Source organism: Citrobacter sp. Cf118 (assembly GCF_030334095.1).
GTDB lineage: Bacteria > Pseudomonadota > Gammaproteobacteria > Enterobacterales > Enterobacteriaceae > Citrobacter > Citrobacter freundii.
On sequence record NZ_JAOWES010000085.1, the window covers coordinates 60,409 to 76,268 of the forward strand.

At 55.3% G+C, this 15,860-nt stretch carries 17 protein-coding genes; 2 read left to right on the forward strand and 15 right to left on the reverse strand.

Annotated elements, in window-relative coordinates; translation table 11 throughout:
- Positions 1 to 5 precede the first annotated feature (5 nt).
- The 10 genes from dagF to pmbA form a co-directional block, all read right to left on the reverse strand.
- Complete coding sequence (gene dagF / locus OGX67_RS13445; protein ID WP_048216922.1) at positions 6 to 746, reverse strand: 2-dehydro-3-deoxy-phosphogluconate aldolase; 741 nt, start codon at positions 744 to 746, stop codon at positions 6 to 8.
- Positions 743 to 1,861 carry a DgaE family pyridoxal phosphate-dependent ammonia lyase gene (locus tag OGX67_RS13450; protein ID WP_048219848.1) on the reverse strand — a complete coding sequence of 373 codons (1,119 nt, stop codon included), beginning with the start codon at positions 1,859 to 1,861 and terminating at the stop codon, positions 743 to 745. The genes dagF and OGX67_RS13450 overlap by 4 nt, the downstream gene beginning before the upstream one ends.
- Entirely contained in the window at positions 1,845 to 2,978 is a 1,134-nt protein-coding gene (locus tag OGX67_RS13455) for an amidohydrolase/deacetylase family metallohydrolase (protein ID WP_032948404.1), read from the reverse strand. Before OGX67_RS13455 ends, OGX67_RS13450 begins: the two co-directional genes overlap by 17 nt.
- 58 nt (positions 2,979 to 3,036) lie before the next feature.
- Positions 3,037 to 3,681 (reverse strand): DUF4310 family protein, encoded by a 645-nt coding sequence (locus OGX67_RS13460; protein WP_257651290.1) that lies wholly within the window; start codon positions 3,679 to 3,681, stop codon positions 3,037 to 3,039.
- Positions 3,682 to 3,692: 11 nt separating this feature from the next.
- The gene (locus OGX67_RS13465; protein WP_003025764.1) at positions 3,693 to 4,469 is read right to left on the reverse strand and encodes a DUF4311 domain-containing protein; all 777 of its coding nucleotides are present in this window, start codon (positions 4,467 to 4,469) and stop codon (positions 3,693 to 3,695) included.
- Between the two features lie 22 nt (positions 4,470 to 4,491).
- Positions 4,492 to 4,791 (reverse strand): DUF4312 family protein, encoded by a 300-nt coding sequence (locus tag OGX67_RS13470; protein WP_003025762.1) that lies wholly within the window; start codon positions 4,789 to 4,791, stop codon positions 4,492 to 4,494.
- A 2-nt stretch (positions 4,792 to 4,793) separates the two neighbouring features.
- Complete coding sequence (locus OGX67_RS13475; RefSeq protein WP_003830384.1) at positions 4,794 to 5,156, reverse strand: SFCGS family glycine-rich protein; 363 nt, start codon at positions 5,154 to 5,156, stop codon at positions 4,794 to 4,796.
- A 10-nt stretch (positions 5,157 to 5,166) separates the two neighbouring features.
- Positions 5,167 to 5,475: a glycine dehydrogenase gene (locus tag OGX67_RS13480; RefSeq protein WP_003025758.1), complete on the reverse strand. Its 309-nt coding sequence runs from the start codon at positions 5,473 to 5,475 to the stop codon at positions 5,167 to 5,169.
- Positions 5,476 to 5,807: 332 nt separating this feature from the next.
- Positions 5,808 to 6,194, reverse strand: coding sequence for a cytochrome b562 (gene cybC / locus OGX67_RS13485; protein ID WP_003025756.1), 387 nt, complete (start codon positions 6,192 to 6,194; stop codon positions 5,808 to 5,810).
- Positions 6,195 to 6,240: 46 nt separating this feature from the next.
- Entirely contained in the window at positions 6,241 to 7,593 is a 1,353-nt protein-coding gene (gene pmbA, locus OGX67_RS13490; RefSeq protein ID WP_257651291.1) for a metalloprotease PmbA, read from the reverse strand.
- 95 nt (positions 7,594 to 7,688) lie between these two features.
- On the opposite strand from pmbA, the gene yjgA reads away from it, so the two are divergent.
- Entirely contained in the window at positions 7,689 to 8,240 is a 552-nt protein-coding gene (gene yjgA / locus OGX67_RS13495) for a ribosome biogenesis factor YjgA (protein ID WP_003025750.1), read from the forward strand.
- A 107-nt stretch (positions 8,241 to 8,347) separates the two neighbouring features.
- On the opposite strand, the gene mpl is transcribed toward yjgA, so the two are convergent.
- Positions 8,348 to 9,727, reverse strand: a complete 1,380-nt coding sequence (gene mpl / locus OGX67_RS13500) for a UDP-N-acetylmuramate:L-alanyl-gamma-D-glutamyl-meso-diaminopimelate ligase (protein ID WP_003025745.1) — start codon at positions 9,725 to 9,727, stop codon at positions 8,348 to 8,350.
- Between the two features lie 175 nt (positions 9,728 to 9,902).
- Between mpl and fbp the strand changes: the two genes are divergently transcribed.
- A complete protein-coding gene (fbp, locus tag OGX67_RS13505) occupies positions 9,903 to 10,901 on the forward strand; it encodes a class 1 fructose-bisphosphatase (protein WP_003025742.1) in 999 nt (332 codons plus the stop codon).
- Between the two features lie 114 nt (positions 10,902 to 11,015).
- Here fbp and OGX67_RS13510 read toward each other — a convergent pair whose 3' ends face one another.
- The 4 genes from OGX67_RS13510 to ytfR form a co-directional block, all read right to left on the reverse strand.
- On the reverse strand, positions 11,016 to 12,128 hold the full coding sequence (locus OGX67_RS13510) for a methyl-accepting chemotaxis protein (protein ID WP_257651292.1): 1,113 nt from the start codon (positions 12,126 to 12,128) through the stop codon (positions 11,016 to 11,018).
- 103 nt (positions 12,129 to 12,231) lie between these two features.
- Positions 12,232 to 13,233, reverse strand: a complete 1,002-nt coding sequence (gene yjfF, locus OGX67_RS13515) for a galactofuranose ABC transporter, permease protein YjfF (protein ID WP_286526643.1) — start codon at positions 13,231 to 13,233, stop codon at positions 12,232 to 12,234.
- A complete protein-coding gene (ytfT, locus tag OGX67_RS13520) occupies positions 13,220 to 14,242 on the reverse strand; it encodes a galactofuranose ABC transporter, ATP-binding protein YtfT (RefSeq protein WP_008323019.1) in 1,023 nt (340 codons plus the stop codon). Before ytfT ends, yjfF begins: the two co-directional genes overlap by 14 nt.
- Before the next feature lie 13 nt (positions 14,243 to 14,255).
- Positions 14,256 to 15,758 (reverse strand): galactofuranose ABC transporter, ATP-binding protein YtfR, encoded by a 1,503-nt coding sequence (ytfR, locus tag OGX67_RS13525; RefSeq protein ID WP_016149467.1) that lies wholly within the window; start codon positions 15,756 to 15,758, stop codon positions 14,256 to 14,258.
- Positions 15,759 to 15,860 lie beyond the last annotated feature (102 nt).

A 15,860-nucleotide genomic window follows, 5' to 3' on the forward strand; every position in this document is an offset into this window, starting at 1 on the left:
GTCAGTTAGCCTACGCAGGCCCGGGTCATCGCCATCAGCTGGCGTACGTCATCCGGACGAGTGTTACCACTCACCTTATCAATAATCGAACTATAGATGTGAGGAATGATTTTACTCACTCCGGCATCGAGGGCAATCTGCAGGATTTCAGTGAAATTATCCAGATCGATACCGCCGGTTGGCTCCAGCCAGAAGTCATGACGGGCGCAGGCCTGCGCTACGGCAATGTACTCTTCACGGCATTTCAGGCCGCCCATCGGGAAGTATTTAATCGAGCTACCGCCCATATCTTTGAGCAGCGCAATCGCGGTTTCTACCGGCACAATACCGTCCGGCGTCTGGCTGCTCAGCGGACCGGTGGAGATTTTCACCCTGCCCGGCATGCCGGTTGGCGAGACCAGACCGTTGACCACTGTCTCCTGCTGGCCCAGCAGTGCGCGACTGGTGGCCACACCGGTAAAGACCTGATTAACGTGCTGCGGCTGCACCTGACGGGAAATTTCACTGACCATCGCCGACTGGTTAGGATCGCCCGCCCCCAGCCCCACGGAGAGCGCATTGTCGATAAGCGCTGCGTATTCACGCATATCCGCTACTGCGCTTGCGACATCCGGGTAATTTTTTGACAACACACCAACCAGCACGTGTCCTTCCGCCGCCGCGTAAATATCCCGGGCATTTTCTTTGGAGCCTGCCAGCACGTTCAGGCAGACGCGGTCGCGATAAAAGTTAGGGGTCAGTTTCATACTTCTTTCTCCTGCGAAATCACTTCACCAATTCGACGGGCCACAATCTCCAGCTGCGCACGATCGACGCTGCGCACATCGGCTTCGATAATGCCTTCGTTAGCTTTGTAACCACGGAAGTAAATCGCGTACTCGCCTTGTTTCAGGGCTTCAACCAGTTCGCCCGTGGCGATCCCGGTTACCGCTTCATCAAACTTAATTTCCGTGCGTGCGATGTCGCGCCCTGCGCTATCCCACACCACGCGGGCGCTCACGCCGTTAAGCTGGTTCAACGCATTAATGAACGGCGTCATTTTCTCGACCATCTCCGCGCCACTCTCTTTCTGTGCGTTCAGATACAGTTCGATAGCGCAGGTCAGGCCAAGAATTCCCTCTTTCCCCACCTTCATCGCCCGGCCAATTCCCGCCGTCTGGCGCTTCACCCACTCAACATATTGGGTTTTACCTATCACCAGACCGCTGGTTGGTCCTTCAATCGCCTTCGCGCCGCTATAAATAACCAGATCTGCGCCAACCCGGTAGTAGCACTGCAAATCCTCTTCCGCCGCCGCATCCACGATCAGCGGCAGGTTATGCGTACGCGCCACCACCGCAGCCTGCTCCACGCTGAGCATACTTTTCTGGACGCAGTGGTGAGATTTGATATACAGAATGGCCGCCGTACGCGGTGTAATGGCTGCAGCCAGCTGCGCCGCGGAACATTCGTTGGCATAACCAGCCTCCACTAACTTACCGCCGCCAAGCGCCACCATGGTACCCACCGGAGCGCCAAAGTTGACGTTGTGGCCTCTGGGCAGCACGATTTCGTTGTTCTCGATGGGCGTGACGTGCAGGTTCTCCAGCAGCCAGTCGCTGTCTTTAACCAATACGCCAGCCACCGACAGGGCGATCCCCGCCGAGGCGCAGGAGACAACGGTTGCCCCTTCCACTTCCAGCAATTTCGCGATGTAGTCGCCGGTTTTATTCACCAGGTCTTTCATCTCAAAGTATTGATTCATCCCGGCCATCGCGGCTTCAACCACTTCTGGTCGCGGCGTGGAAACGCCAAGCGCCGTCATGCGGCCGGAGGTATTAATCACCTGTTTTAAATCGTATTTCTCAAAAATCGAAGGCATGTTCCGCGCTCCCTTGTTCGGTCATATAGCCCTTGCCCGCACGTATTGCGGCAAGCGGCACCAGCAGTTGTTCAGCCTGCAGGCTGTCGTTTTCTGCATCTACCAGCACAGTTGGCTGGCGCTTAAGCGTAAAGAGGGTTAAATCAGCATCCAGACCGACCTGCAGTCGCCCCTTCTGTTTCAGGCGCAGGCCGTCGGCAGCATTGGCGGTAACGCACTCAATAACCTGCGGAAGCGACATCCCAATGGCGAGAAATTTCGACATCACATTCGCCAGAGAATGCACCGGGCCGCTGATACGGTTGCGACAGTAAATATCGGAACTGATGGTGTGTGGCAAAATCCCCAGTTCAATAGCGCGTTTTGCCACCGCAAAGCTCAGGCTGGCGGTGCCATGCCCAACGTCCAGACGCACGCCGCGTGAAATCGCCCGCGTCACTGACGCCCGCAACTCGCCTTGCGGCGTCAGAATGCGGTTCGGCTTACCGTTGTAGCAGTGGGTAATGATGTCACCCGCGCTCAGGCGCTCGGCGATCTCATCCAGGTCCGGCGGGTTGTTGCCGATGTGCACCATCAGCGGCAGGTCGCCGTTCTCTTTTTGCATCGCTTTGGCGCGATCCAGCGGGGTGATGCCATTTTCACCGACTACGCTGCTACTCATACGTGCCTTCAGACCGACGATAAAATCAGGGTGGCGTTTCACCGCCTCTCGCACCGCATCAGCGTCAATATTGGCCATGTTGGCCAGCTCGTTCTGGGCGATAAGCCCAACGCGAGAGATATTCAGCAACGCATACACCTCGGTGGCAGCTTCCCGGGTCAGGGTGTAAAAATCGTCGATGTCATCCGACCCGGTACTGCCCGCATCCACCACAGTAGTGACGCCAGTCGCAATACCGACGCTATCCGGCTGGTCGTGGTAAATCGGGGATTTCGGGTAGCAATGAACGTGGGAGTCAATCCAGCCTGCGCTGACGTAGCACTCGCCGCCCAGCTCAATGGTTTTCAGCGCCGGGCCATCAACGTCGCCCAACGCCGCGATCTTGCCGTCTTTGAGCGCAATATCACTCACCGTATCGTCAACGAGGCGCGCACGGCGCAGGAGTAAATCAAACATCGCTCTCTCCTATGCCGGATGGCGGCGTAACCGCCTTATCCGGCCTGCAAATCAACAGTTAGCTAATGGCAATCGGGAAGATGGACCCGAGGATCATTGCCCCAAGGATCGCCCCGCCGGTAATCGGTTTTTGCCACAGATAAAACAGCAGCGCACCCGCCAGAGAACCGATTCCGATAGGAATAGAAGCCGTCATCGCGCTGAGGATAATCAACGGTCCGAGGAAGCGGCCGGAGGCGTTACCGGCCCCCATCATGACGTCCGCACCGTAGGTTGAGTCGCTCTGGTTGATGGTGAACTTACGCGCCAGAATGATGATGTAGCCAATCGCCAGACCAATCACCAGACCGGTGACCAGCGAGGCGGCAAAGTTGGCGACCGGGAAGATAATGCCCACGCCCAACAGCAGCGCCGGAACGCCTAACCCAACCCCGGTCTGAATCGCCCCGCCGATATCCAGAATCCCCACCAGCGAACCTTCAATGATGCGGGCAAACAGGAAACTTGCGCCAAATGCCGCCACCGCCCCGTAGGAGCCGGTATCCATTCCCGCCTTCAGCATCGCCACAAAAGCCACTTCGTTAAATGCGCCAATACCGTACAGGTAGTACATGTGCGTTCCGGCAAATACGCCGGATGAGAGCAGGCCCACGAAGATCGGGAACGACCAGTCAGCGAACCAAAAACCTTTATTCTGTTCCATGATGACCTCCGTTATTTGCCGCTGAGCGAGTTGTGGATAAGTTCGAGCCAGTTAGGCACGGTCAGATGGAAGGATTCGATCATCTTCATATCGAAACCGCGGAAGAAGCCGCTCAGGACAAACAGCGCGACGATAGCTACCATCATCACTTTCGTGACGTGGTTCCAGCCGCTTTCTTCAACACCTTTGCCGATCAGAATACCGAGCACCAGCCCCGGAACGGCGTTGCCCATGATCAACTGCGCCGCGCCGCCAAAAACGGTGGCCCAGAAGCCGGATTTCTTACCGGCGTCGATCGCCGCCAGCCAGAAGATCACCGGCATCACGGTGTTAACCAGCAGGTTAGCCGCTGGCACCAGCACCTTGACGGCGGTAACCTGCAGCGCTTCCGGTACGGATGACGCAGTGAGGTTCAGGAAGGTCACCACGATCATCCCGATAACGCCGCAGGCAATTGCCATGCGCTTAGGATCGTGCAGCGTTTCACCGACGTTGCGATTTTTAATCATCAGCGCGGCGGCACCCCAGTTGGGGATGATGCGATGGTCGACGTCCTGAGTGAACGCCCCCGCCGCAACGGAGGAAGCCCAGGCGTTAAAGAAGAAGCCCAGACCGAACGAGAAGTGAGAAGCCGGATCCCCTTCGCAGGAATTCAGTTCTCCAAGAGTACGAAACGCGCCCATCCCTTGAGTGGTAGGCGCATGAAACATGCGTGCAGCCCCAGCGCCGACACCAACGCCAACCAACGCGCCGATGATGAGCGATTTTATTAATATTATCAGGAACATAATTATGCCTTTTAATAGAAAATCAGCGTTGCGTAACGAAATCCACCTTGTCGAGATTGATGGCAGTCACGTTGACGGTCACGTCCAGCTCCACGCTGAAAGTGCGTCTTTCCCGGCGCAAAAAGAGGAATAAAAACGCCTCTTTACGCACCGATTCACGCGCTTGAACAACCTGCACATCCTGTGGCTCAATACGCAGTAAGATATGCGGCGACGCTTTCATCACCGCAGCCTGAACGTGGTTCAGGGCATCGGCAAAGGCGCGAGCTTTGGTCTCGCCCTTACCCGTGACTCTCACCGTGGTGGTGAATTGCTCTTTCATGCTTAAGCGCCGTGTTTCTTTTGCCAGGCCTGCACCAGGCGCTCGCCGAGCTCTTCTTTGTCCATAAAGCCGAATCCCAGTACGTTGCACCCTTCGTTGATGGCGGTTACCCCTTCATCGACCGAACGCATGCCGTATTTCGCTTTGTAGCCGTATTTGGTCTGCGCAGTAATCGCACCCGCACCACCGCTGCCGCAAAACGAGATACCAAAGGTGGCGTTTTCCGCCTTCATCACGTCACCCAGCTTCATATCTGCTGCAACGCCCGGCACCACAACGGCACGGCCACCCGCTTTCTCTACGCCTGCCGCCACTTTCTGGCCTTTACCCAGACGATCGCCAATCACTACGGTAATCTGTTCCATCTTTTTCTCCTTAAAGGTTGTCTTTCGCGACTTCAAAGTGCACCGACAGCAGCCAGGCCTCTTCCTCAGGAAGATTGCCAAACTCGGCGACCACGTCGCGGGCAAGCGCCATTGACTCGGCAGATATTTCATCAAACAAGCTGGCATCGACTTCTGGTAAGGGTTCACCCGTTACCGAGCGGTGCGCCATGGCGCGAACATGCGACGTCAGCATCTGTTCCTGTACGGCGTTGGGAATAATGTTGCGTTCACGCAGCAAGGCATACACCTGCGCCAGCATGCGGTCGGCCAGTTCCACCGATTCCCCCATGTCATTCATTACAGCTCCGTTATTCACTCGTCTTACCCCGTTAATGTCTCTGAGGGTAAATTAGCGACGGAGGTTATAAGTTTGTAGCGAGTTGTTTTCCACTTCGAAGTGGAAAGGTGTGCAGCGATAGTGATCTGTGCCGCAAAAAGGGCTGGAACCACGATTTATCACCGGAAGAATGTGATTGAGATCGCAAGAGTGGGCTGCAAAATGGAAGGAAGTGCGAACAATGAATGGACGATAAAAATGAAAAAATGTGATGGGGATAGCGTTTACTTATGGGACGTGCAGTAGCGGGGGATTTTATCCGGCCTACGGGTATGCAGGCCGGATAGCGCAGATTAGCGGAACTTCTTGTGGTTTTCGTTGCGCGTGGTTTTCAGCTCTTCCGCAACGGCTTTCGCCTCTTTAACTTTACCTTCGTTCGCCAGCTTCAGCGCGCCGTCAATCTGGCCGATCAGCGTGTCAAAGCCGTGGCGGAAATCTTTCATCTCCGGGCTGTCCGGGGATTTGTTTTCCAGCTTCGGCGGCGTACCTTTTTGCGCGTCCAGCGCGGCTGCACGCATTTTGGTTAACGCGTCTTTCAGTTCAGTCGCATTATCCGTTTTTTCGACAATTTTCAGGTTGTCGTTGAGGATCCCCATGTCATCTTCGAGATCGGCTGCAAACGCAGAAGAACCAAGAACCAGCGTTGAAGCCGCGACGATCGCTAACAGGTGTTTACGCATTGCTCACTTCCTTTTTTATTATTAAAAATTAACGCCTTAACGAGTATTACTGCCCGGCGATTTTCATCTCCGGTAACAATACCGAACCACATTGGATATTACTGCGCGTTTCAATATCGTTCCCCACGGTCACAATATTGCGCCACATCTCTTTTAAGTTACCGGCGATGGTAATTTCACTCACCGGATACTGAATTTCACCATTTTCGACCCAGAAGCCCGCCGCGCCGCGCGAGTAATCGCCGGTAATGCCGCTTACGCCCTGTCCCATCAGCTCGGTAACCACAAGACCTGTGCCCATCTCTTTGAGCAACTGCTCGAAGCTTAGACCTTGTCCCGGAATTCGCCAGTTGTGGATCCCGCCTGCATGACCAGTGCTCTTCAGCCCCAGCTTACGTGCGGAATAGTTGGTTAGCAGCCACTGAGTCAGCACGCCTTCTTTAATAATGTCGCGGCGTTCGGTCCGTACGCCTTCGCTGTCGAACGGTGAAGACGCCAGCCCTTTCAGCAGGTGCGGATGTTCTTCAATAGTCAGCCATTTCGGCAGAATTTGTTTGCCCAGCGAATCCAGCAGGAAGGTGGATTTGCGGTACACCGAACCGCCGGCGATCGCGCCGACCAGGTGTCCGAACAGTCCGGTCGCCACTTCGTTGGCGAAAATCACCGGCGCTTTCATGGTGGACAGCTTACGCGGAGACAGGCGTGATAAGGTACGGCGAGCACAGTCAGCCCCCACCCACTCCGGCGTTTGCAGATCGCCCATCGCCCGGCCAATGGTGTAGGCGTAATCACGCTCCATATCACCATTTTCTTCCGCGATCACACAGCTGGAAAGGGAATGACGCGTGGAGCAGTAGCCCTGCAGCATGCCGTGGCTGTTACCAAACACTTTGATGCCATAGTGGCTGTTAAAGCTGCCGCCTTCGGTATTGGTGATACGCTTATCAGCCTGCAGCGCCGCCTGTTCAGCACGAGCGGCCAGTTCGATGGCTTCATCAGGGGAAACTTCCGCCGGGTGGAACAGGTCCAGATCGGGCGCATCAAAGGCCAGCAGTTCTTTATCTGCCACGCCTGCGCACGGATCCGGCGAAGTGTAACGTGCAATGTCCAGCGCAGCCTGCACGGTGCGTGCAATCGCCTGCGGGCTTAAATCGGTGGACGATGCGCTGCCCTTACGGTTCTGGTGATAAACCGTAATCCCCAGTGCACCATCGCTATTGAATTCGACGTTCTCCACTTCACCATAACGGGTGCTGACGCTAATACCCGTGGTCTTGCTCACAGCGACTTCCGCGCCATCCGACTTACCTGACGCTAATTCCAGTGCCGTCGAGACTGCTTCTTCCAGAATCTTACGCTGCGCTTCAACTTGTGAGATTACTTTCATCGCAAATGCCATAATGTAGAGAGAGTTTCTCTGAAGTCTAACAGAGAACCGTTTTTCAGTGCGCATCTTAACTGGTAACATTAGCCTCTTTTTTTAAGGAGCCTGAAATGACAAAGCAGCCCGAAGACTGGCTCGACGACGTTCCCGGTGATGACATCGAAGACGAAGACGATGAAATTATCTGGGTCAGTAAAAGTGAAATTAAACGCGATGCCGAGGAGTTAAAACGCCTGGGTGCGGAACTGGTTGATCTGGGGAAAAACGCGCTGGATAAGATCCCGCTTGATGCGGATTTACGTGCCGCCATTGAGCTGGCCCAGCGTATTAAGATGGAAGGACGCCGCCGCCAGCTGCAGTTGATTGGCAAAATGTTGCGCCAGCGCGATGTTGATCCTATTCGTCAGGCGCTGGACAAGCTGAAAAATCGTCACAACCAGCAGGTCGTTGTCTTCCATAAGCTGGAGCAACTGCGTGACCGTATGGTTGACGGTAGCGATGAAGCCATCGAAGAAGTGATGAATCTGTGGCCTGACGCCGACCGCCAGCAACTGCGTTCGCTGGTGCGTAACGCCAGGAAAGAAAAAGCGGGCAACAAGCCGCCAAAATCTTCCCGCCAGATCTTCCAGTATCTGCGTGAACTGGCGGAAAACGAGGCCTAACCTCTTCGTCTGCCGAAAGTGCCGGATGGCGGTGCAATCACCTTATCCGGCCTACAATCCGTTAACACGTTGTAGGCCCGGTAAGCGTAGCGCCACCGGGCATTTTTTTACTCTTCCGCTTCTGCCTGAGCTTTCTTCGCCAGGCCATCCAGCAGTTTTTGATGAATACCACCAAATCCGCCGTTGCTCATCACCAGAATGTGATCGCCTGGCTGCGCGGTTTTCACCACCATATCTGCCAGGGCATCCACATCGCCACTCCAGTGTGCCGGCTGAACGCAGGCTTCAGCGACTTCGGCTACCTGCCACGGAATATGCGGAGGTTGCAGCAGGAACACTTCGTCCGCACGGCCTAGCGACGGCGCCAGATCGTCTTTGCACAGGCCCATTTTCATGGTGTTCGAGCGAGGTTCCAGCACTGCGATGATGCGCGCCGTACCGCCCACTTTACCGCGCAACGCCGCAAGCGTTGCCAGAATGGCCGTCGGGTGATGGGCAAAATCGTCATACACCGTCACGCCATTGGCTTCACCGCGCAGCTCAAGACGACGACGGGCGTTAATGAATGAACCGAGCGCATTAGCTGCATCTGCAGGCACGACGCCCACATGGCGCGCAGCCGCAATCGCCATCAGACCGTTATGCATATTGTGCTCGCCCACCAGGCCCCACTTCACTTCGCCGACTTTTTCACCGTCCAGCCATACTTCCCACTCAGAAGCATCGGTGGTCAGTTTTTTCGCCTGCCAGTGACCTTGTTCGCCCACCAGCTCTTGTTCGCTCCAGCAGCCCATCGCCATCGTTTGTTTCAGATTGATGTCGTTTTCCGGGTAGATGATGCGTCCCTGGCCCGGCACGATACGCACCAGATGGTGGAACTGTTTCTGGATCGCTTTCAAATCGTCAAAGATGTCCGCGTGATCAAACTCAAGGTTGTTGAGGATCAGCGTACGCGGGCAGTAATGCACGAATTTAGAACGCTTGTCGAAGAACGCGCAGTCGTACTCATCCGCTTCAATCACGAAGAAGTCGCTTTCGCCCAGACGCGCAGAAACCTCGAAGTTACCCGGTACGCCGCCGATCACAAAGCCAGGCTTATAGCCGCAGGCTTCGAGGATCCAGGTCGCCATTCCGGCGGTGGTGGTTTTGCCGTGCGTACCCGCAACCGCCAGTACCCAGCGGTCGCGCAATACAAAGTCATGTAGCCACTGCGGGCCAGACATGTACGGAATGTTCTTCTCGAGAACCGCTTCCACGCACGGATTACCACGGGTCATGGCATTGCCGATGATCACTAAGTCCGGCTGCGGGTCGAGCTGGCTGGCATCGTAACCCTGAATCAGATCAATGCCTTGCCTCTCAAGTAAGGTACTCATCGGCGGATACACATTGGCGTCCGAACCGGTTACTTCATGACCGAGCGAGCGCGCCAGCATCGCCAGACCGCCCATGAAAGTGCCACAAATTCCCAAAATATGAATGCGCATACGTCACTATCCTTTTTTAATCTGGGGGCCATTTTACGCACATGTCCGGCAAGTGAGAAACGCATTTCAGGATATTCCGCAGTTTGCTGGCGCGATTCACCTAAGCGCAACAATGGAAATATTTGTTAATATTGTTGCGGTCGCTTTACTCCACATAAATTGCAGGGAAAGTGTTATGAAAACGTTAGGTGAATTTATTGTCGAAAAGCAGCACGAGTTTTCTCATGCTACCGGTGAACTCACTGCTTTGTTGTCGGCAATAAAGCTGGGCGCCAAGATCATCCACCGCGATATCAACAAGGCCGGTCTGGTCGATATCCTGGGTGCCAGCGGTGCCGAGAACGTGCAGGGAGAGGTTCAGCAAAAACTCGATCTGTTCGCGAACGAAAAACTGAAAGCTGCACTGAAGGCGCGCGACATTGTGGCGGGCATTGCCTCGGAAGAAGAAGATGAAATCGTCGTCTTTGAAGGCTGTGAACACGCTAAATACGTTGTGCTAATGGATCCGCTGGATGGCTCATCCAACATCGATGTTAACGTCTCTGTCGGTACGATTTTCTCTATTTACCGCCGCGTAACCCCAGTCGGCACACCGGTCACGGAAGAGGATTTCCTGCAACCGGGCAACAAGCAGGTTGCTGCAGGTTACGTGGTTTATGGTTCTTCCACCATGCTGGTGTACACCACCGGCTGTGGCGTGCACGCCTTCACCTACGATCCTTCTCTGGGCGTATTCTGCCTCAGCCAGGAACGTATGCGCTTCCCGGCGAAAGGCAGCACGTACTCCATTAACGAAGGTAACTACATCAAATTCCCGAACGGCGTGAAGAAGTACATTAAATTCTGCCAGGAAGAAGATAAGTCAACCCAGCGCCCGTACACCTCGCGCTACATTGGCTCTCTGGTTGCCGACTTCCATCGCAATCTGCTGAAAGGCGGGATCTACCTGTACCCAAGCACTGCCAGCCACCCGGAAGGGAAACTGCGTCTGCTGTATGAATGCAACCCAATGGCCCTGCTGGCCGAGCAAGCGGGCGGCAAGGCGAGCGACGGTAAAAATCGTATTCTGGATATCATCCCGGAAAGCCTGCACCAGCGCCGCTCCTTCTTCGTGGGTAACGACCATATGGTTGAAGATGTAGAACGCTTTATCCGCGAGTTCCCGGACGCGTAAGCGCAACATCCGGCCTACAGCACGCTGCAGGCCGGATAAGCGAAGTGCCATCCGGCACAATACGGTGATATTGCCGGATGGCGGCGTAAACGCCTTTATCCGGCCTACGCACGGTTACGCTGTCTGTAGCTTAAATACGGCCATTGCTTCGATTAGCGCTGAAGACTGTTCTTCCAGCGAGCGGGTAGCCGCTGACGACTGCTGTACCAGCGCCGCATTTTGCTGCGCCGTTTCATCCATCTGAATCACCGCAATATTCACCTGCTCTATGCCGCGACTCTGTTCCTGGGACGCACTGGCAATTTCACGCATCAGTTTGGTCATGCGCATGACTTCATTGGCAATCTCATCCATGGTTTCGCCCGCCTGCTGCGCCAGTTCGCTGCCTTCCCCTACGTGGGTGTGCGAATCGCTGATTAACGTGCGGATCTCTTTGGCCGCCTCGGCGCTGCGGCTGGCCAGATTACGTACTTCACCTGCAACAACCGCAAAGCCCCGCCCCTGCTCACCGGCGCGCGCCGCTTCAACGGAAGCGTTGAGCGCCAGGATATTGGTCTGGAAAGCAATACCGTCGATTACGCTGAGGATGTCGGCGATTCGGCTGGAGCTGCCGGAAATATCGCGCATTTTCTCGATCACATAGCACACCATTTCACTACCGCGATCGGCGGTATCCGACACCGATTTTGCCAGTTGGTGAGCCTGTTCCGCGTTCTGCGCATTCTGTTTCACCGTCGCCGTGAGTTCTTCCATGCTGGCGGCAGTCTGCTCCAGTGAAGTGGCTGTCGATTCAGTGCGTTGCGCCAGATGCTGGTTCCCGGCCGTCAGTTCACGACTGCCAATATCAATTTGCGAACTGGCATCGCGTACGCGTTGTACCGAGTCGCCCAGCGCATGGCGCATGTCATCCATTGCCGCGTTCAGGCGGTTGAATTCAGCGCTGGCCGACAGCGTGGTAACCGGTGATAAATCCCCCGTCGCCAGACGTTCCAGTTGCTCAACCATACTATCCAGCGGTTTGAGAAACTTATTTCGTAGCATAAACCAAATAACCGCCAGCAATGTGATAGCAGTCAACATCGCAGCGCTCATAATACCGTGATAAATCAATGAGGTAATGACACGCGTAGAGGCATATAGCCCCATACCACCGGTCAGTAACAGAAGGAAAGTCAGCAAAGACAATAACACCAACAAACTTGATCGAATTGAAAGGGATTTTGGCATCGTTATATTTCCGGTTGTAGGGTTAAAACAGACCTGTACAGAACCTATCGACTACAACCGGAAAAAGTTTAGGTATTTAAATGTTTTGTGCAAAATCAGGATGTTACTTTGGTGTTGCCGCCGTACCCACTCGGGTAACCGGCGAGCTTTGACGATTTTCCCAAAGCACCGTCAGGCCGCGTTGTAACGCTATAAAAATAAACAATAAAATGCCAATCGCGATCTTCGTCCACCAGGAACTTAATGTGCCATCAAAATTAATGTAGGTCTGGATCAGCCCTTGGATCGCCACGCCAAAAAGCGTACCCAACACCGTTCCCACGCCGCCGCTTAGCAGCGTTCCGCCAATCACCACTGAGGCAATCGCATCCAGCTCAACGCCAACGCCCGCCAGCGCATAACCCGCCTGGGTGTAAATGGAAAACACAATGCCGGCAAGCGTCGCCAGCCCGGTAGACAGCATATAAATGCGGATCGTTGTGCTGCGAGTAGAAATGCCCATCAGGTTAGCAGAGGTGGCGTTGCCGCCAATGGCGTAAACCTGATTACCAAAGCGCGTACGATGCGCAAGGAAGATGCCAATCACCACCACGCCCAGCATTAACAACCCCATCGCGCTCAGGCGACCGCCGCCAGGAATTTTCCATGCCAGACTTGAGAGCGTGTCATAAATCGGATGGTTAATCGGGATGGATTCTTCTGAAACCAGATAGCTGACGCCGCGCAGGAAGAACATTCCCGCCAGCGTAATAATGAATGCTGGGATCTTCAGCGCATCAATCAGTAACCCCATAAACGCGCCAAACGCGCAGCCCATCAGCAAAATCAGGGGGAACGCCAGCAGCGGGGAAATACCCCAATAGCCAATGGCCTTCGCCAAAAATACGCCGGTAAACGCGATCACCGAGCCAACGGAAAGGTCGATCCCGCCAGAGAGGATCACGAAGGTCATGCCCACGGCGATAATCCCTAAAAAAGCGTTATCGGTCAGGATATTGCAAATCACCCGGGTGGAAGCAAAAGCTGGAAACTGCGTCAGGCAGTAAAGGTAGCCCAGCACAAACACGCCGAGGGAGATCATCAGCGGTAAATTACGTTTTATCATGACCACGCACTCCTTTTATCAGGCTGATAAAGCGTTGTGACTGCACGACCAGCACACACAACACCACCACGGCTTTGACCACCTGATTCAGTTCCGGCTGGAAGCCCGACAGCAAAATCCCGGTGTTCATGCCCTGAATAATCAACGCGCCTACCACCGACAGCAGCAGGTTAAAGCGCCCGCCCATTAGCGAGCCACCACCGATGACTACCGCCAGGATGGCATCCAGTTCCAGCCATAATCCGGCGTTATTGGCGTCTGCCCCGCGGATATCCGCCGTGACGATAATGCCAGCGATAGCCGCGCACAGGCCGCTCAGCACATAGGTGAGCATCACGATAATGCGGGTGTTCACCCCAGCGTTTTTTGCCGCACGAATGTTGATACCCACCGCTTCGATAAACATACCCAGCGCCGTTTTCCGCGTCAGCAGCCAGAACACCACCAGCGTGAGCAGTGCAATAATTACCGGCGTAGGGAACAGTAAGAGCGAGCCGCTACCAAACCACGACAGCTCGGGCGAGTTGAAAGTGACGATTTGCCCGGAAGTGATAAGCTGCGCCACTCCACGCCCGGCCACCATCAGGATTAGCGTGGCAACAAACGGTTGGATCTTGAGTATGGCCACCAGAATCCCATTCCACAGCCCAGCCAGAATGCCGGAGCCTAAGGCGGCAAGCAGCACCACCGGTAGACTGTGCCCGGCCACCGTCATCGCCGCAGTAGTGGCGCCAGCAATAGCCATGACGGCCCCCACGGAAAGGTCGATGCCGCCGGTGGCAATCACCAGCGTCATACCAATCGCCAACAGCGCCACGGGAGCGGCGCGGTTGAGAATATCAATCGGGCTACCAAACAGCCGACCATCCTGCAAAATCACCTGGTAGAAGTGCGGGGCGACCAGGCTATCCACCAGCAGCACCAGCAGTAACGCCACCAGTTGTGGCATCCCCTTTGGCCAACGGAACCGCCGTTTAGGCGGATTGGATTGAGGGAGAGATTGAGGCATCACCATAGTCTCCTTAGGCCGCAATGGCGTTCATGATCGCCGGTACGGACAGTTCAGCCAGTGGGATCTCGGCCACTTGTTTGCGATCGCGCATAATAATGACCCGATCGGCATAGCCCACTAACTCTTCCAGTTCGGATGAAATGACCAGCAGCGCCAGACCATCCGCGCACAGCGTTTCGATCAGTCGGATAATCTCCGCATGCGCGCCGACGTCGATCCCACGTGTGGGTTCATCGAGGATCAGGAACTGCGGTTTGGTCAGTAACCAGCGCGAGAGCAATACTTTTTGCTGATTGCCGCCGGAGAGAAACTCGATCGGCTGTTCAGCGTTAGGGGTGCGAATTCCGAGCTGGCGGATAAAACGCTCGGCAATCTCGTTTTGTTCTTTCCGTGGGATAGGCCGCAGCCAGCCGCGCTGCGCCTGCAATGCCAGAATGATGTTTTCCCGCACCGAAGCGGCGGCAATAATACCATCCGTTTTGCGATCCTCCGGACAGAAACCGATCCCCAAACACGAAGCCTGATGCGGCGATCGCAAAGTCTGCGGTTTGCCTTTGATCAGCGCACTTCCGCTGTCGGCGGGTTTAATACCGAAGATCACCTCTGCCGTTTCCGTTCGCCCGGATCCCAGCAGTCCTGCGAGACCGACGATCTCACCGGGACGCACCTGTAGATCAAACGGCGCGATGGTGCCTTTTTTGCCAAAGTCGCTAAAGGCCGCCACCGGCTTATCGCTAAGCAATGTGCGGCCCGCACGCTGTAGCGCATGGGTATCCAGTTCTCGACCCAGCATCATTTTGACCAGTTCAATTTGCGGTAATTCCCGGGTTTCACGGCAGCCAACGAAGCCGCCGTTACGCAGAACGGTGATGCGATCGCTGACCTGATAAACCTGATCGAGGAAATGAGTGACGAAGATCAGGCTGACGCCCCGATCGCGCAGATGACGCATCAGGCCGAACAGCATTTCAACTTCCTGGGTATCGAGGCTGGCGGTCGGCTCATCGAGGATCAGCACTTTCGCGGAGAGATCGATCGCCCGACAGATGGCGACGATTTGTTGCATCGCCACGGAAAAGCGGTTCAGCGGCTCACGCACGTCAAGGGAAAAACCGTATGACGCCATCAGCTCCGTCGCGCGTTTTTCCATCTGCTTGCGCTGAAGCAGGCCAAAACGCCGCGGCTCACGGCCAATAAATAAGTTATCGGCGACCGACATATTGGGCAGCAGGTTCACTTCCTGGTACACGGTGCCAATCCCCAGTTGCTGGGCATGGGCGGTGTTTTTGGGGGAGATCGGTTGGCCTTCGAGCCAGATAGTGCCGCGATCTGCATGGTAAACGCCGGTCAGCGCTTTGATGAGCGTCGATTTGCCGGCTCCGTTTTCCCCCAGCAGCGCCATAATTTCACCGCGACGTAAGCTGAAATCCACGTTATCCAACGCTTTGACGCCGGGAAAGAATTTGCTTAATCCTTCGGTGCGGAGGATTTCCTGATGTTGGTCGGTGGTCATGATTCCCCCTGCATCACGCCGGATGGCGCTACGCTTATCCGGCCTACAAAAGAGCGTAATGTAGGCCGGGCAAGCGCAGCGCCCCGGCATTTTCATGAAGGC

Excerpts from the sequence above, each read along its gene's own strand:
- cybC (WP_003025756.1), bottom strand. The coding sequence starts at position 6,194 with ATGCGTAAACACCTGTTAGCGATCGTCGCGGCTTCAACGCTGGTTCTT.
- OGX67_RS13475 (WP_003830384.1), bottom strand. The coding sequence starts at position 5,156 with ATGGAACAGATTACCGTAGTGATTGGCGATCGTCTGGGTAAAGGCCAG.
- yjfF (WP_286526643.1), bottom strand. The coding sequence starts at position 13,233 with ATGATAAAACGTAATTTACCGCTGATGATCTCCCTCGGCGTGTTTGTG.
- mpl (WP_003025745.1), bottom strand. The coding sequence starts at position 9,727 with ATGCGCATTCATATTTTGGGAATTTGTGGCACTTTCATGGGCGGTCTG.
- OGX67_RS13455 (WP_032948404.1), bottom strand. The coding sequence starts at position 2,978 with ATGTTTGATTTACTCCTGCGCCGTGCGCGCCTCGTTGACGATACGGTG.
- pmbA (WP_257651291.1), bottom strand. The coding sequence starts at position 7,593 with ATGGCATTTGCGATGAAAGTAATCTCACAAGTTGAAGCGCAGCGTAAG.
- OGX67_RS13460 (WP_257651290.1), bottom strand. The coding sequence starts at position 3,681 with ATGGAACAGAATAAAGGTTTTTGGTTCGCTGACTGGTCGTTCCCGATC.
- OGX67_RS13470 (WP_003025762.1), bottom strand. The coding sequence starts at position 4,791 with ATGAAAGAGCAATTCACCACCACGGTGAGAGTCACGGGTAAGGGCGAG.
- ytfR (WP_016149467.1), bottom strand. The coding sequence starts at position 15,758 with ATGACCACCGACCAACATCAGGAAATCCTCCGCACCGAAGGATTAAGC.
- yjgA (WP_003025750.1), top strand. The coding sequence starts at position 7,689 with ATGACAAAGCAGCCCGAAGACTGGCTCGACGACGTTCCCGGTGATGAC.
- dagF (WP_048216922.1), bottom strand. The coding sequence starts at position 746 with ATGAAACTGACCCCTAACTTTTATCGCGACCGCGTCTGCCTGAACGTG.
- fbp (WP_003025742.1), top strand. The coding sequence starts at position 9,903 with ATGAAAACGTTAGGTGAATTTATTGTCGAAAAGCAGCACGAGTTTTCT.
- OGX67_RS13510 (WP_257651292.1), bottom strand. The coding sequence starts at position 12,128 with ATGCCAAAATCCCTTTCAATTCGATCAAGTTTGTTGGTGTTATTGTCT.
- OGX67_RS13480 (WP_003025758.1), bottom strand. The coding sequence starts at position 5,475 with ATGAATGACATGGGGGAATCGGTGGAACTGGCCGACCGCATGCTGGCG.
- OGX67_RS13450 (WP_048219848.1), bottom strand. The coding sequence starts at position 1,861 with ATGCCTTCGATTTTTGAGAAATACGATTTAAAACAGGTGATTAATACC.
- OGX67_RS13465 (WP_003025764.1), bottom strand. The coding sequence starts at position 4,469 with ATGTTCCTGATAATATTAATAAAATCGCTCATCATCGGCGCGTTGGTT.
- ytfT (WP_008323019.1), bottom strand. The coding sequence starts at position 14,242 with ATGCCTCAATCTCTCCCTCAATCCAATCCGCCTAAACGGCGGTTCCGT.